The sequence below is a fragment of the Rhodoferax sp. GT1R46 genome, from assembly GCF_056521285.1.
In genome coordinates this window covers 610,148-624,344 of sequence record NZ_JBWMBC010000002.1, presented here as the reverse complement: position 1 = coordinate 624,344, position 14,197 = coordinate 610,148, and the positions used below count along the sequence as shown (strand labels likewise).

The window sequence follows — 14,197 nt, the reverse complement described above, 5'->3', positions numbered from 1 at the left end:
CTCTTAAAAAGGTTGACCTATGGCTAAAGAAATATTATGTGGTTTTGGTGTGGATGTCGATGCTGTCGCTGGATGGATCGGCTCCTATGGGGGTGAAGATTCACCTGACGACATTTCGCGCGGCCTGTTTGCCGGGGAGGTGGGGTCACCCCGCCTTCTCCAGTTGTTCGAGCGCTTCGGAATCAAGACCACCTGGTTCATTCCGGGCCATTCCATAGAGACCTTCCCCCAGCAAATGCAGGCTGTTGCGGATGCGGGGCATGAGATCGGCATTCATGGCTACACCCATGAGAACCCCATTGCCATGACACCTTCGCAAGAAGAAGAAGTACTCGACAAATGCATCGAACTCGTGACCCAGTTGTCGGGCAAGCGCCCGACCGGATACGTGGCTCCCTGGTGGGAGTTCTCCCGGGTCAGCAATGAATTGCTTTTAAAGAAAGGCATCAAGTACGACCACTCACTCATGCACAACGATTTCCATCCCTACTATGTGCGTGTGGGTGATTCGTGGACCAAGATCGACTATTCCCAAAAACCCGGAACCTGGATGAAGCCGCTCCAGCGTGGGGTAGAGACCGGCCTCATCGAGATTCCCGCCAACTGGTATCTGGACGACTTGCCCCCCATGATGTTTATCAAAAAGGCGCCGAACAGCCACGGCTTTGTCAACCCGCGTCATCTGGAAGAAATGTGGCGCGATCAGTTCGACTGGGTCTACCGCGAAAATGATTACGCCGTGTTCCCCATCACCATTCACCCCGACGTGGCCGGGCGACCCCAGGTTCTGATGATGCTGGAGCGACTCTTTGCCTACATGAGCAAACACCCTGGCGTGCGGTTTGTCACCATGAACGAAATGGCTGACGATTTCGCCAAGCGTTTCCCGCGCGCCACATAAACCGTCGTCAGGTCTGTGTACCCATGTGCGGTCTATGTTGAACCCCTGGCGGATCGGAGCACTGGACGGCGGGGGTGGGGCGATTGGATATGGCGGCTACGCGGCGCGGCGAAAGGGCGGAAAGAGTCCGCGTCGCCAACGGCGTGCTGGCAATTTTTCATTTGAAGCTGGATGACTGGCAGGGGAGCAGCTTTGTGCTCAACGGGCCTACCGGTCAACGGGAGATCGTGGACAGTCTGCCCGATATCTGGCGCTGCGCTCTCCAAATGACAGGCCGCGCCATGGATCCACTGGACCCTCAATTTCTGATGAAGCTGGGGCAAGTCCATGGATCCAAGTGAGCGGATACCGATCAATATCCTGACGGGATTTCTGGGCTCTGGCAAGACCACTTTGCTCAACCGCATGCTGCGCAGTGACGACTTTTCCGATTGCGCCGTTCTCATCAACGAGTTTGGTGAAGTAGGCGTCGACCATCACCTGATCGAATCGGTACAAGGCGACATCGTCCTGTTGCAGTCAGGGTGCATCTGTTGTACCGTGCGCGGCGATCTGGCTGCGGCCATACGCTTGCTGTATGAAAAACGTGAAGCCGGTCAGGTGCCGCGTTTTCGCCGACTGGTCATTGAAACCACGGGCTTGGCAGATCCCACACCGGTGCTCTCCACCATCCTGCATGAACGGGTGATTCAGTACCATTTCCGTGTCGGTAATGTGATCACGACCGTCGATGCAGTGAATGCCGAAAGTCAGCTGCGCAAGTTTCCTGAGGTCCTGAAACAGATTGCTGTTGCGGACCGCATTGTCGTGACCAAAACCGATCTCGTTGATGCTGCGCACGTTGTGGTCTTGCAGGCGCATCTGTCGCGGTTGAACCCGGGTGCAGTACTAATTAATGCGAACCCAGGGAACGCAACCGCAGCGCAATTGTTGGGCGAAGATGTGTTCACCGTGGCCAACAAGGACCGTGAGGTGGAGCGGTGGTTCGAGCGGGCTCCCTTGGGCGCATCTCGTACTTTGGCGCGCTCGTCCGGCAGCGCGCATGCGCAGGGAGTGGAGTCCTTTGTTCTTGAATTCGACGATGCCGTGAACTGGATCGTTTTTGGTGTCTGGCTTACCTTGCTGCTGCAGTCCCATGGTGACAGGATCCTGCGCATCAAGGGGCTGCTTGATGTGCAGGGATGCGACACCCCCGTTGTCATCCACGGCGTTCAACATCTCGTGCATCCAGCATCGCATTTGCAGGCGTGGCCCCCCGGTAGGCGCCAATCCAAGCTGGTGTTCATTGTCATCGGCATCGATAGTGTTCAGATCAGGCAGTCATTTGAGGTATTTCAAGAATCCTTGGGCAAGCATCCGCGTGTGGTGCACTAGAGAACAAGACAGCGACCCGATGACTGAATCTTTTGCATTAACCGAGAACGATATCTACGCGCGGATGGTCGCCACGATTCTGGACCACCGTTTGCCCCCAGGCACCAAACTGGGTGAAGACCGCCTGGCCTCTGCGTTCGGTGTTTCCCGCACGCGCATCCGTCCCGTGCTGGTGCGACTGGCCAACGAGCAGGTCGTCACACTGACGCCAAATCGCGGTGCCACCGTGGCGCAACCCACCGAACAGGAATCACGCGAGGTGTTTCAGGTGCGTCGCCTGATTGAGCCTCCGCTGATTGCGTGCTTCATGGAAAAAGCCAACCCTTCGGACTTCGACGTGTTGACGCAGAGCATCGTGCAGGAAGAGGAGGCGCGCTTTCGGGGCGATTACCACCGCGCCATTCGACTGGCCGGTGATTTCCACTTGCACATTGCGAACGCGTCCCAGCACCAGACGATGGGCAGAATGCTGCGGGAGCTGGTATCGCGCACTTCGCTTATTTTGATGGCATATGGCGTGAGCCACTTGCGCTCAGCTTCACGGGCCGGTGGTTGCGACTGCCACGAGCACCGCGCTTTACTCGATGCCATTCGCCTGCGCCTTGCCGACGAAGCATCGCGCCTGATGCACACGCATCTGGTGGGGCTGGAAGCGCAACTGCAGTTCAACCAACCTGACTGGGGCGCTCCCGACCTCTTGTCGTTGTTCGGCACACCTGACGAAACCCCAGCACCACCGACCTTGCGTGAGGACGTATGAAACGCATTTTGATCATCAACCCCAACACCTCGCAGTCCATCAGCGAACTGCTCCAACTGCACGCCGCGCGCGTCGCCGGACCTGCAAGTGCCGTCGCCGTGTGTACCGCGCGCTTTGGCGCCCCCTATATTGCCTGCGAGGCCAGCTACGCGGTGGCCGGCCACGCGGTGCTGGACGCATGGGCTTGTGCTCTGTCCCCGCAAAAAGAGCGCTTTCACTCGGTGCTGATTGGCTGTTTTGGAGACCCGGGACTGCTTGCGCTGCGCGAAGTCAGCCAGGTGCCGGTTACGGGGCTCGCCGAAGCGTCGTTTACCGAGGCTGCCAGAAGCGGGCGATTTGCCATCGTGACAGGCGGAGCCCGGTGGGTACCCATTCTGGAGCGACTGGCCCATGCCCTTGGATTCTCTGCGCTTCTTGCCGGTATCCACACAGTAGCCCCTAGCGGTGCGCAACTGGCAGCAGACCCCATTGCGGCGCAGACGCTGCTCGCCCAAGCCTGCAATGCGGCGGCGAGTCGCTACGGTGTAGAAGTGATCATTCTGGGTGGTGCCGGTCTGGCTGGCATGGCCGAGTTGATCCAGCCGCTGGTAAGGGCCAGGTTGATTGACAGCGTCGTGTCTGCAACGACCTGCGCGGTGGATCGCGCAGCGACGGACGCCGCACAAGCGCGAAAGACATTTGACTTCCCATGGAAGAACCTGTCGTCTGAAATGCAGGATCTCAGCTGAGTTCACCATGCGGTGAGGCGACTAACCGGGTGGCGCAAGAAGTTGGGTCAGTCCGGCACACGCTTTCCGTGGACAAGGCAAAATTGGTGTCAATGACCTCACCCCCCTCTTCCGCACTCCTGCCCCCCTCACCCGACCGCATTGCCGCCCTGATTCTGGCCGCTGGCCGCGGCGAGCGCATGCGCCCGCTGACCGACACCGTACCCAAGCCTCTGCTGACCGTCCACGGCAAACCGCTGATGCAGTGGCCCATGGAGGCGCTGGCGCGTGGCGGATTTGCCAGTGTGGTGGTCAACACGGCTTGGCTGGGGGACAGAATTGCGGAGCAATTTGGGAACGTTTTCGCACTCCAGCCCCCGTCGAATATGCGCGAGCAGCTATCAAATCAGGAGCATATTCCTGATAGCGTGCAGATTGCCTACTCACACGAAGGGCATGATTTTGGCGGCGCTCTGGAAACCGCAGGCGGCATAGCCCGCACGCTGCCGCTGCTCGGCGACGCATTCTGGGTATTGGCTGGTGACGTGTATGCACCCGACTTTGTGTTCAGCCAGGCAGCGGTAGACCGTTTTGTGGCCAGCGACAAGCTGGCGCATCTCTGGCTGGTGCCCAACCCCGAGCACAACCTGCGGGGCGACTTTGGTTTGGGCCCGACTGACGCCAACGGGGTGGGCCTCGCCCAGAGCCTGCCCGCCAATGACCCACAAGCCCGATACACCTACAGCACCATCGGCCTGTACCGCGCCGCCCTGTTTGCGCCGCCATGGTGCGATATACCCACAGGCAACCCACAAGGCATCAAGGCACCGCTGGCACCACTGCTGCGTGCCGCCATGGCGCACCAGCAAGTGAGCGCCGAGATTTACACTGGTAGCTGGACCGATGTGGGAACGCCCCAAAGGCTGGCACAAATCAACGCCTGAACATTTTCAACATGCATATGAACACACCCCACACAACTCCCCCCTATGCCCAGCGCCGCGCCGCTTTGGCAGCCCAACTGGGTAAGGACGGCATCGCCATCATCCCGACCGCGCCAGAGCAACAACGCAACCGCGACAGCGATTTCTTGTTTCGCCCAGACAGCTACTTCTTTTACCTGTGCGGCTTTGCCGAGCCCCACGCCTGGCTGGTCATCACCGGTGACGGCAAAACCACCCTGTTTTGCCAACCCAAAGACCTGGAACGCGAGATCTGGGATGGCTTCCGCCTGGGGCCGGATGCTGCGCCTGCTGCGTTGGACGTAGACGCTGCTTTCTCCGTAGCCGAGCTGGACACCCGGCTACCCAAGATGCTGGAAAACCGCGACGTGGTGTGGTACCCGTTTGCGACCCACAAGGGCCTGGAAACCCGTGTGGACGGATGGCTGCAACCGGTGCGCGGCCGCGTGCGCTACGGCGCGTTGTGCCCCGAGCAGCAGCGCGACTTGTGCGGACCCCTGGACGAAATGCGCCTCTTCAAGGACGCCAGTGAGCAAGCCACCATGCGCCACGCCGCGCAGATCAGCGCGGGGGCCCATATCCGCGCCATGCAGCTCAGCGCCCGTATGCTGCGCAACGGCAAGGATGTGCGCGAATACCACCTGGATGCGGAGCTGCTGCACGAATTCCGCATGCACGGCTCCCAGTACCCCGCCTACGGCTCGATTGTGGCGGCCGGTGCCAATGCCTGCGTGCTGCATTACCGCGCCGATACGGCGCCCATTCGCGACGGCGAACTGGTGCTGATTGACGCTGGCTGCGAGCTCGACGGCTATGCCAGCGACATCACCCGCACCTTCCCGGCCAATGGCCGATTTGCGGGTCCCCAGCGTGCGCTCTACGAGCTGGTGCTGGCGTCACAAGATGCCGCAGTGGCAGCCACCAAGGCGGGGGCGCGCTTTACCGACCCGCACGACGCCACGGTCAAAGTGCTGGCACAAGGCATGCTGGATCTGGGCCTGCTGGACAAGAACAAGGTCGGCACCCTGCAGGACGTGATCGAGAAGCGCGCCTATTTCCAGTTCTACATGCACCGCACGGGCCACTGGCTGGGCATGGACGTGCACGACTGCGGCACTTACACCGAGCCGAGCCAGCGCGGCCAGATCAGCGAACGCAAAGATGCGCTGACCGGCGAGACCATCAAGGATCGCCCCGCGCGCATTCTGCAAAGCGGCATGGTGCTGACGGTTGAGCCCGGCATCTACGTGCGCCCGGCAGAAGGCGTGCCCGCGCAATTTCACAATATAGGGATACGGATTGAGGACGATGCGATCGTCACGGCCGAAGGCTGTGAATTGATCTCGCGTGGTGTGCCGGTGGGGGCAGATGAGATTGAAGCGCTGATGCGACCGTAAAGGCGCAACCGATGGGGCCTGCTCAGGTCGCAATCCCAGTGCGATCCAGAATATCGCTCACCAGCTCCAGCCGCAGCAGCGGGTTGTCCAGCACCAGCAGTCGCTGTTTCAGGTCGGTGGGAATAGGCAGCAATTCACACCACCGGTTGGCCACCCAGCTGCAGTCATCGAGCTGGTAGGGTGCGCGCATGGGCATTTGCGCTGCGGTCACGCCGCGCAGTTGCAGACTCTGGATCACATTGCCCAAGGCATTCGCGGTGCGCTGCAAATCGTCAGGAATGGGAATAGTCTGATCGGCTGCTAGGCAGGTGACATCTGCAATCCACAAACCGTGCTTGAGTTTTTCGCGCCGCGCTATCTCAAAGCGCTGCGCGCCAACACAAGTAATGACCATCAGGCCGGGCTGCGGCATTCCAAACTCGGTAATGTGGGTCAGCGTGCCAACGTTGTTGAACACCTCGTTGACAAAACCGTCACCGGGGGAAGCCGCTTCTTGGGATGACCCGGCATTGCGCTGGCGCACCTCGCTTCCTTCAGTCAACGAGACGACTCCAAACGGTGCCCCCGACTTGTGGCACTTGCCAATCATGTCGAGGTAGCGCACCTCAAAAATTTGCAGCGGGAGCGTTCCGCCCGGGTAGAGCAGGGTGCCCAGCGGAAAGAGCGGAAGCGAGGTAAGTGTCAGTGCATCGGACATGGCAGCATGCTCTCCGTTTCAGGGCGCATGAACAGGCACGCGCAGGTCATCCAGGTAATCTCTCGCGATGTTGACGGTAGACACCACGCCAAGCGATTGATGGTGCTTCTCTATCCACGCGAGCGCAGACTCCCGACCCAAATCGTGCAGTGTTTTGATCAACTTCGCATCAGTGGACGCCTTGGTTGCGGCATGGAACTGCTCGAGCGTCTCGCCGCCATCAATACGGTGCATCAGGACATTCTTGTAATGCGTCGGGTCCAGCTTGCCCTCGGCGAGCAGCCGTTTGACAAAATCAATCGCGCGCATTTCCGCAATCAGCGCAGCATTGAAGGTGATTTCATTGAGGCGATCCATGATGTCGCTGGCACTGGTGGGCAGCTTGTCGCGGCGAATGGGGTTGATCTGCACGAGCATGATGTCGGGGCTTGCACATTCATAGATCAACGGGTGAATGGCGGGGTTACCGGAGTAGCCACCATCCCAGAAATGATCGCCTTCAATTTCCACGGCTTGAAACACCATGGGCAGGCACGCAGACGCCATCACCGCTTCTGCGGTGAGGCGTTTGCCCGAGAAGACTTCGGCCTTGCCCGTACTGACACGCGTCGCTACTACAAATACTTTCAGTTTTTTGAGTTGTGTGAGGCGTTCGAAATCCACTTGCCGCTCCACAAAGTCTTTGAGCGGGTTCAGATCAAACGGATTGCTCTGGTAGGGCGACAGGGTGTTGGACCACGCCCGGGTCATGGCGTCCGCCCAGCGCGCAGTGGGTGAGCTGTCGGCGCCGGTGCGACCTAAAAGCAAATCAAAGGGGGCACGCTGGGCCTGGCCCCCTGCACCCATGCCCACAATACCATTCCAGAAATTGGCCAGAGACTCGCGGGCCGCTTCGCGCGCCTCGATTTCTGGCTTGCCCAGGGCTTGCGCAAATCCGTGGGCCAGCGCCACTGCATTCATGGCCCCGGCACTGGTGCCGCTGATCCCTTCAATGTCGATGCGGCGATCTTCCAGCAAGGCGTCGAGTACGCCCCAGGTGAATGCACCATGCGAGCCACCACCCTGCAAGGCGAGATTGAGTGGATGGTTATATTGTTGATTCATTCCGATAGCGTAGCAAACTGCAAGCCGTTCAGCGAACGGCCGCTGGCTTGATCACCACGAAGGCCACGATTGCAGCCAGTGACAGGACCGCACCAAAGGAAAAGGCGAGACCGGGTGCAAAGGCCCATAGCGCACCCGCTACCAGCGAAGCGGGAAGGTAGAGCACCCCGGTGACGAAGTTGTAGACACCCACCGCTGTGGCACGGCGATCGGGCTCCAGATCGGCGATGAAGGCCTTGCTCTGCGAGTCTTCGATGGCGTAGAAAAAACCGTAAAACGCAAACAGCACGATCAGTTCCCACCGGCTGCTGGCAAAAATCAAGCCGACATTGATCACACCGTAGAGTGCGTACCCCAGCACAACGATTCGGCTTCGGCCCACCCTATCTCCCATTGTTCCAACCATCGGCGCAACGATCACGCAGGTGGTATTGAACAAGGCGTAGAGCAACACGATATCGGTCACACTGAAGCCCACGTCATGTGCCTTCAACAACAAAAACCCAAGACTGAAGTACGCCAGCGCGAAGATACCCGCCGGGAGTAGAAAACGCTTGAAGGCGGGGCTGAGGGCGCGCCAGTTCTGGGCAATGTTTTCGCGTTCGTGGCAGGCACCGGGCTTGTCCTTGACGAACGCCAGTACGACAACGCTGAGCACAGCAGGAACAAATGCCACGAGAAAAAGCGTCTGGTACGTGCTGGCGGATTCACCCAACGAGGACAGCAATGCATAGGCGACCAGTGGCCCCAGGACAGCACCGGCCTTGTCGAGCGCTTTGTGCACGCCAAAGGAGTAACCGCGCGTCTTGGGGTCAGCAATGCTGGAGAGCCACGCATCACGGGGTGGCCCGCGAAAGCCCTTTCCGAGCCGCTCGATGACGCGAAACAGACTCAGACCCACAATTCCATTTGCCACCAGCAAAATGGTCTTGGCAAGCGTTGAGAAACCATAGCCTGCGATGACAAAAGCCTTGCGTTTGCCACTGCGGTCGGACAGCCAGCCTGCAAGGTAGTTCAGGGATGAGGATGACAGGTCGGCCAGCCCTTCAATAAGCCCCAGCAATGCGGCCGACGCACCCGCGACAGTCGTAAAAAAGACCGCGAATACCGAAAAGATCATCTCCGAGCTGAGATCGGTGAGAAAGCTCACCAGCCCCAGCTTGAGAATATCCGGATGAAGCTGTCGCGACTTGACCGGGTCCAGGGGTAAGGGGTTCTCATTTTTGGGTGTCATGTCAACGCGCCAGTCCAGGGTAAAGCCGGGATGCCAAAGCCAGCAGCGCGGCGAAAACCAGCAGCATCACGCCAAAGCTGGTGCTGGTAGCGAAGTTGCTGTGGCCGCCCACAATCATGGCGCCGCGCAACACGTCCACCAGATACGTCAGCGGATTGAAACCTGCAATTGTCCTTAGCCAACCGGGCATCAGCTCCAGCGGATAGAGCGCATTGGAGGCAAAGAACAAGGGCATCGTCAGCACCTGCCCGATGCCCATAAAGCGCTCCCGGGTCTTGACGATGCACGCAATCACCAACGAAAACGTCGCGAAGATGCAGGACCCCAGAACCACGCCGGATGCGACTGTCAGCATCGAGAAAAACTCCCAGCGAATATCCACATCCAACGCGACGGCTACCAGGTACACGACGACGGCCTGAACCAAGCCCCGCAGGCCAGCCGCCACCGCCTTGCCCATGACCAGCGCACTGCGATGCGCTGGTGTGACCAGGAGCTTGTGCACGATACCTAGGTCGCGCTCCCAGATGATGGCAATGCCGTAGAAGATCGCGCTGAACAAAATGCTTTGCGCCAAAATGCCGGGCGCCATATAGTCTAGGTATCGCAGATTGCCGGTGGGCATGCCACGGATCTGGCTAAAGACCTGCCCAAACACCGCCAGCCACAACACCGGTTGCACCGCGCGTGAGAGCAGATCCGACGGGTCGCGCATCAGCTTGCGCACCTCAGCCTCAGCGACGGCGGCGGTCTCCAATAGGAAATCGAACATGCGTGTCACCCGCGCCCTTGGGCCGCAGCGCGGCTTTCACGCACATCACGGTCGTGGCCACCGTGGTCGATGACTGCACCACTGAAATGGGCAAACACATCACCCAGTGTCGCATCCGGTCCTAGTTGGGCTTTGAGATCGGAAGGCTTGCCCGTAACGGCGAGTCGCCCTTGGTGGAGGACTGCCAGTACATTGCATAAAACATCGGCCTCCTCCATGTCGTGGGTGGTGAGCAAAATGGTGATGCCTTTGTCCTGCTGCAGTTGCAACAGGCGATCCCACACCGTGCGGCGCGCCACAGGGTCCAGGCCAATGGTCGGCTCGTCGAGAAAAAGCACCTCTGGATAGTGCAGCGTTGCCTGCGCGATCTCCAGTCTTCGGACCATGCCGCCAGAATAGGTTCGCACCAGTTTGTGCGCCACGGTCTCAATGCCGGCAAAGGCCACCGCCTCGTCCACGCGCTGAGTGCGTTTTGCACCGTGCAGCCCGTGAAGGCGGGCAGACAGGTTCAGGTTTTCAACCGCGGTCAACCCCCCATCGGCCGACAACAGCTGCGGCACGTAACCGATACGCCGCCGCACTTCGACCGGATGCGTCGCCACGTCGAACCCTGCGACGGCAGCGGTTCCGGAACTCGCATCGAGCAGCGTGGTGAGGATCTTGATTGCCGTGCTCTTGCCCGCGCCGTTGGGACCCAGCAGGCCAAAAATCCGACCCCGTGCCACCGTCAGGCTCAACTGGTCCAGCGCCAGAAAATCACCAAAACGCTTGGACAAGCCGAGGGTGGCGATGGCAGGATTCCCAACGGTGTCAGGCATGCCGTGATCCGCCCAACGGCACAAAGTCGATAAAGCCGTGTTCCACGTCGGTAGCGACCAGTTTGACGCGCACTTTGTCGCCCACCTGGAGGTTGCTGTTGGCGACGACCAGTTTGCCATCGGCTGGCGGATTGATCACGCGAACCCAGATGCCGCGCGTGGTGCTGCCGGTCACAATGGCGTCAAATTGCTCGCCCACGCGGGATTCGAGCAACAGCGCCGCTTCCGACTTGCGCATTTTGCGCTCCACCTTTTGGGAGGCGTCTTCCTGGCGGGTGCAATGCAGCGCCAATTCACCCAGTTCAGCATGGGAGTAGGGTGGCGGTGTTCCCGCAAGTGCGGCCTTGAGTAGCCTTGAAGTAATGAGGTCAGGAAAACGCCGGTTGGGTGCGGTCGAGTGGGTGTAATCGCGCACAGCCAAACCAAAGTGGCCGATTGGCGGGCCACCGGGTACCTCGACAACATATTCACCCGAACCCATGAGCTTGACAATGACCAGCGACAAGTCTGGAAAACGCAGCGGATCGGCCTGGTGGCGCTTGGCGAGAAAGGCCGCCAGCGCCTGCGAATCAGGCTCGGTCGGCAAGGATTCACCATATTCCTTTGCCACGCCCACAATGCGCAACCAGCGCTCCGGTGAACGCACCACCCGCCGCAAACTGGCTCCGCCCACCTGGGCAAGATAGCGTGCGGTGCAACCATTGGTGGCGATCATGACTTCCTCAATCAGCTGACGCCCCCGGTTTTGCACCTGCTGGCGAATATCGACCACTTCGTCACCCTCAAACACGGCGCGGGGTTGAAACGTTTCGAACTCCAGTGAGCCCGCTGCATGCCTGCGCAAGCGCAGCTTCTGGGCAACCGTGTCTTGCGTGCGCAACTGGGCCTCCATGCCAGGCACGGCTGCAACCGAACCGGGCAATGCGCCGCTACCATCCATCCAGGCGCTGACTGCGTCATACGCCAGCTTGGCCTTGTTTCGCACCAAAGCACGGTAGACCGTGGATCCGGTCAGCGTGGCGTCGGCGCTGAAGACCATCTCGGTTACCAGGGCCAGTCGGTCTTCACCCGCATTGAGCGACGTCAGGTTGGTAGACAAGCGCTCGGGCAACATCGGAAAGATGCGGGCCGAGGTGTAGACCGACGTGGTGTTGGTACGGGCGTGGTCATCAATGGGCGAGCCCTTGGCAACCAGCGAATCGACATCGGCAATGGCCACCCACAGACGGGTGGCAGCCTGGGGAAGCTCCTCGCTCACGGTGAGCTGGTCGAGGTCGAGGGAATCGTCGTTATCAATGGAACACCACAGCAGTCCGGTCAGATCCTGGATCTGCGGTCCACGCTCGCGAGCGGGTTCGGTGATGGACCTGAGTTGTTTTTCAACCAAAGCAGAGAACTCGGGCTCCAGTCCCCGCTCGGACATGGTGCTGGTGGCAATGCGGATGAGGTCCGCGCGGTGGTGAGGACGACTGGTGTGCATCAGCTCACTATACAACTGACACTGCCCCGGCAAACTGATACAGGTCACCGGGGCAGTGCTTGGACATAACCTGTGGGGTTACGGCCTGTTGACCATAGAGGTCAGTCGATCTTTACCGCTTCGAGCGAGAGGGTGATGGTGACATCGTCGCCCACGTTGGGCGCATATTTACCCGCATTGAATTCGCTGCGCTTGATAACAACGCTGGCATCGGCACCGATGGCGTCCTTCTTCAACATCGGATGTGCCATATTCGTGAAGCTGGTTACCTTCAACGTGACGGGCTTGGTCACACCCTTGATGGTCAGATTGCCATCCACAGCGACGGGTTTCTCGCCTTCGAAAACAACTTTGGTGGACTTGAACGTCGCAGTTGGAAACTTGGCCGTATCAAGAAAGTCTTCACCCTGAATATGGCCATTGAAGACGGAAAAGCCAGTGTCAACAGATTTCATGTCGATCACGACATCGACCGAGCCCGTCTTTGCCGCCTTGTCAAGCTGAACAACACCCGTCGTCTTGTTGAAGCGGCTCAACTGGGTGGACATCCCAAAGTGGCTGTAAGAGAAACGGGGAAACGTGTGGGTTCCGTCGATGTTGTAAGTCGATGTTTCAGCTTGGGCAACGCCGGCGAAAAAAGTGGTTGCAACTGCCAGGCAAAGAAGGGATTTACGCATTGTGTTTACTCCAGAAAAAATAGAAGGTTAAAGAAATCAGAATTTACCGACGCCAGCCAAAGCTAACTTGAATTTGACCTGAACGTCATCGGCCACCATGGATGTGTCAGCCCAGTCGTTTTCGCCGATTTTGAAGGCCAGACGTTTGATCGTGAACACGCCACTAGCCACTGTGGCGGCTCCATTTTGGGTGAGCGCCACAGGAATCACAACGTCCCGCATGTTGCCCTTGATGGCCAATTTGCCTGCCACCTCGAACTTGCCACCACCCAGGCCTTTGATGGCGCTGGACTGAAAGGTGGCCTGCGGGAATTTGGCTGTGTTGAACCAGGTCGCTTTCGGCAACTCGGCGTCGGGCTCGGGTGAGCCCAGTGTTGCGCTGGCGATGTCCACCGTAAAGGCAATCTTGCCAGCGTCCGGCTTGGCCGGATCAAAAACAATTTGTGCGTCGAACTTCTTGAAGCGCCCCTCAACCGGGACGCCCATCTGCTTACTCACAAACGTAATCTCGCTTTGCGCTGGCACCAGCTTCTGGTCGGCCTGCGCCGACAACGCACCTGCGGCAACCAGCAGCATGACGCCGGTTGCGCGAGCGACGGGAATGAAAGATTTCATGGAATGGTTCCTTGTTTTCAACATCGAAAAGACGGGGTTCAGCTGCGCCCTGGAAGCATGCGCTGGAGCAAGCCATCGCGGTCAATCCAGTGGTGCTTGAGAGCTGCTGCCACATGCAGCACTACTAATCCAGCCAATGCAAAGGCAGAAATCTGATGCCATGGTTTGATCAGTTCGGCAAGTTCTTTGTTCGCTTCCACAAAGTCAGGCAGCGGCAGAACGCCAAACACAACTATTGGAAAACCGGCAGCTGAGCTGTACGCCCAGCCAACCAAAGGCACGATAAAGAAAAGTGCATAGAACAGGAAATGCGTAGCGTGGTACACCCGAAGTTGCCACTGCGGCATGCCAAACTCTACGGACTGGGGCAGCACCGGCGGACGGTGGGTCAGGCGCCAGGCCAGTCGGACGATCGACAGGAAAAGTATCGATATGCCAGCCCATTTGTGCCAGTTATAGAGCTTGAGGCGTTGGGGCGAAAACGGCAAATCGGCCATGTAAAGGCCGACCACAAAGATTGCCACCAAAGCGATCGCCAGGATCCAGTGCAGCGCGATGGAAATCCCGTTATAGCGGGAAATGGTGACGTTGGACTTCATTGCAAAAATTTGAATAAATATCACAGGAAAACCTGTGAATTACCGAAAGAGAATCGTAGTTTATTAGACTGGATTCGCTACAGATTTCAAATCGCTTGTC

General features: G+C 58.9%; 16 protein-coding genes. 7 read left to right on the top strand and 9 right to left on the bottom strand.

The window, feature by feature from the left end; all coding sequences use genetic code 11:
* The first annotated feature begins 19 nt into the window (after positions 1-19).
* The 7 genes from AC097W_RS08410 (at position 20) to AC097W_RS08380 (ending at position 6,101) form a co-directional block, all read left to right on the top strand.
* Positions 20-901, top strand: coding sequence for a polysaccharide deacetylase family protein (locus AC097W_RS08410; RefSeq protein WP_479602037.1), 882 nt, complete (start codon positions 20-22; stop codon positions 899-901).
* A gap of 89 nt (positions 902-990) precedes the next feature.
* Positions 991-1,242, top strand: coding sequence for a hypothetical protein (locus tag AC097W_RS08405; RefSeq protein ID WP_479602036.1), 252 nt, complete (start codon positions 991-993; stop codon positions 1,240-1,242).
* Positions 1,229-2,275: a CobW family GTP-binding protein gene (locus AC097W_RS08400; protein ID WP_479602035.1), complete on the top strand. Its 1,047-nt coding sequence runs from the start codon at positions 1,229-1,231 to the stop codon at positions 2,273-2,275. Before AC097W_RS08405 ends, AC097W_RS08400 begins: the two co-directional genes overlap by 14 nt.
* 19 nt (positions 2,276-2,294) lie before the next feature.
* Entirely contained in the window at positions 2,295-3,035 is a 741-nt protein-coding gene (locus tag AC097W_RS08395; RefSeq protein WP_479602034.1) for a GntR family transcriptional regulator, read from the top strand.
* Positions 3,032-3,763, top strand: coding sequence for an aspartate/glutamate racemase family protein (locus AC097W_RS08390; protein WP_479602033.1), 732 nt, complete (start codon positions 3,032-3,034; stop codon positions 3,761-3,763). The genes AC097W_RS08395 and AC097W_RS08390 overlap by 4 nt, the downstream gene beginning before the upstream one ends.
* Before the next feature lie 92 nt (positions 3,764-3,855).
* On the top strand, positions 3,856-4,686 hold the full coding sequence (locus tag AC097W_RS08385) for a nucleotidyltransferase family protein (RefSeq protein ID WP_479602032.1): 831 nt from the start codon (positions 3,856-3,858) through the stop codon (positions 4,684-4,686).
* A gap of 17 nt (positions 4,687-4,703) precedes the next feature.
* On the top strand, positions 4,704-6,101 hold the full coding sequence (locus tag AC097W_RS08380) for an aminopeptidase P N-terminal domain-containing protein (RefSeq protein WP_479602031.1): 1,398 nt from the start codon (positions 4,704-4,706) through the stop codon (positions 6,099-6,101).
* 22 nt (positions 6,102-6,123) lie between these two features.
* Here the strand turns inward: AC097W_RS08380 and AC097W_RS08375 are convergent, their stop codons facing one another.
* The 9 genes from AC097W_RS08375 to AC097W_RS08335 all read right to left on the bottom strand — a co-directional run bounded on the left by AC097W_RS08375 (position 6,124) and on the right by AC097W_RS08335 (position 14,097).
* Complete coding sequence (locus tag AC097W_RS08375; protein ID WP_479602030.1) at positions 6,124-6,798, bottom strand: LON peptidase substrate-binding domain-containing protein; 675 nt, start codon at positions 6,796-6,798, stop codon at positions 6,124-6,126.
* A gap of 18 nt (positions 6,799-6,816) precedes the next feature.
* The gene (locus AC097W_RS08370) at positions 6,817-7,902 is read right to left on the bottom strand and encodes a patatin-like phospholipase family protein (RefSeq protein WP_479602029.1); all 1,086 of its coding nucleotides are present in this window, start codon (positions 7,900-7,902) and stop codon (positions 6,817-6,819) included.
* Positions 7,903-7,930: 28 nt separating this feature from the next.
* The gene (locus AC097W_RS08365; RefSeq protein ID WP_479602028.1) at positions 7,931-9,136 is read right to left on the bottom strand and encodes an MFS transporter; all 1,206 of its coding nucleotides are present in this window, start codon (positions 9,134-9,136) and stop codon (positions 7,931-7,933) included.
* 1 nt (position 9,137) lies between these two features.
* A complete protein-coding gene (locus AC097W_RS08360; protein WP_479602027.1) occupies positions 9,138-9,908 on the bottom strand; it encodes an ABC transporter permease in 771 nt (256 codons plus the stop codon).
* 5 nt (positions 9,909-9,913) lie between these two features.
* Entirely contained in the window at positions 9,914-10,726 is an 813-nt protein-coding gene (locus AC097W_RS08355; protein WP_479602026.1) for an ABC transporter ATP-binding protein, read from the bottom strand.
* Positions 10,719-12,206, bottom strand: a complete 1,488-nt coding sequence (locus AC097W_RS08350; RefSeq protein ID WP_479602025.1) for an RNB domain-containing ribonuclease — start codon at positions 12,204-12,206, stop codon at positions 10,719-10,721. Before AC097W_RS08350 ends, AC097W_RS08355 begins: the two co-directional genes overlap by 8 nt.
* A 101-nt stretch (positions 12,207-12,307) precedes the next feature.
* Positions 12,308-12,883, bottom strand: coding sequence for a YceI family protein (locus AC097W_RS08345; protein WP_479602024.1), 576 nt, complete (start codon positions 12,881-12,883; stop codon positions 12,308-12,310).
* A gap of 36 nt (positions 12,884-12,919) precedes the next feature.
* Entirely contained in the window at positions 12,920-13,459 is a 540-nt protein-coding gene (locus AC097W_RS08340) for a YceI family protein (RefSeq protein WP_479602080.1), read from the bottom strand.
* Positions 13,460-13,536: 77 nt separating this feature from the next.
* Positions 13,537-14,097 (bottom strand): cytochrome b, encoded by a 561-nt coding sequence (locus AC097W_RS08335; RefSeq protein WP_479602023.1) that lies wholly within the window; start codon positions 14,095-14,097, stop codon positions 13,537-13,539.
* Positions 14,098-14,197: the final 100 nt, after the last annotated feature.

What these genes read in the sequence shown, in the direction of transcription:
- AC097W_RS08400 (WP_479602035.1), top strand. Translation starts at nt 1,229, where the DNA reads ATGGATCCAAGTGAGCGGATACCGATCAATATCCTGACGGGATTTCTG.
- AC097W_RS08380 (WP_479602031.1), top strand. Translation starts at nt 4,704, where the DNA reads ATGAACACACCCCACACAACTCCCCCCTATGCCCAGCGCCGCGCCGCT.
- AC097W_RS08340 (WP_479602080.1), bottom strand. Translation starts at nt 13,459, where the DNA reads ATGCTGCTGGTTGCCGCAGGTGCGTTGTCGGCGCAGGCCGACCAGAAG.
- AC097W_RS08335 (WP_479602023.1), bottom strand. Translation starts at nt 14,097, where the DNA reads ATGAAGTCCAACGTCACCATTTCCCGCTATAACGGGATTTCCATCGCG.
- AC097W_RS08390 (WP_479602033.1), top strand. Translation starts at nt 3,032, where the DNA reads ATGAAACGCATTTTGATCATCAACCCCAACACCTCGCAGTCCATCAGC.
- AC097W_RS08375 (WP_479602030.1), bottom strand. Translation starts at nt 6,798, where the DNA reads ATGTCCGATGCACTGACACTTACCTCGCTTCCGCTCTTTCCGCTGGGC.
- AC097W_RS08355 (WP_479602026.1), bottom strand. Translation starts at nt 10,726, where the DNA reads ATGCCTGACACCGTTGGGAATCCTGCCATCGCCACCCTCGGCTTGTCC.
- AC097W_RS08365 (WP_479602028.1), bottom strand. Translation starts at nt 9,136, where the DNA reads ATGACACCCAAAAATGAGAACCCCTTACCCCTGGACCCGGTCAAGTCG.
- AC097W_RS08410 (WP_479602037.1), top strand. Translation starts at nt 20, where the DNA reads ATGGCTAAAGAAATATTATGTGGTTTTGGTGTGGATGTCGATGCTGTC.
- AC097W_RS08405 (WP_479602036.1), top strand. Translation starts at nt 991, where the DNA reads ATGGCGGCTACGCGGCGCGGCGAAAGGGCGGAAAGAGTCCGCGTCGCC.
- AC097W_RS08360 (WP_479602027.1), bottom strand. Translation starts at nt 9,908, where the DNA reads ATGTTCGATTTCCTATTGGAGACCGCCGCCGTCGCTGAGGCTGAGGTG.
- AC097W_RS08350 (WP_479602025.1), bottom strand. Translation starts at nt 12,206, where the DNA reads ATGCACACCAGTCGTCCTCACCACCGCGCGGACCTCATCCGCATTGCC.
- AC097W_RS08345 (WP_479602024.1), bottom strand. Translation starts at nt 12,883, where the DNA reads ATGCGTAAATCCCTTCTTTGCCTGGCAGTTGCAACCACTTTTTTCGCC.
- AC097W_RS08395 (WP_479602034.1), top strand. Translation starts at nt 2,295, where the DNA reads ATGACTGAATCTTTTGCATTAACCGAGAACGATATCTACGCGCGGATG.
- AC097W_RS08385 (WP_479602032.1), top strand. Translation starts at nt 3,856, where the DNA reads ATGACCTCACCCCCCTCTTCCGCACTCCTGCCCCCCTCACCCGACCGC.
- AC097W_RS08370 (WP_479602029.1), bottom strand. Translation starts at nt 7,902, where the DNA reads ATGAATCAACAATATAACCATCCACTCAATCTCGCCTTGCAGGGTGGT.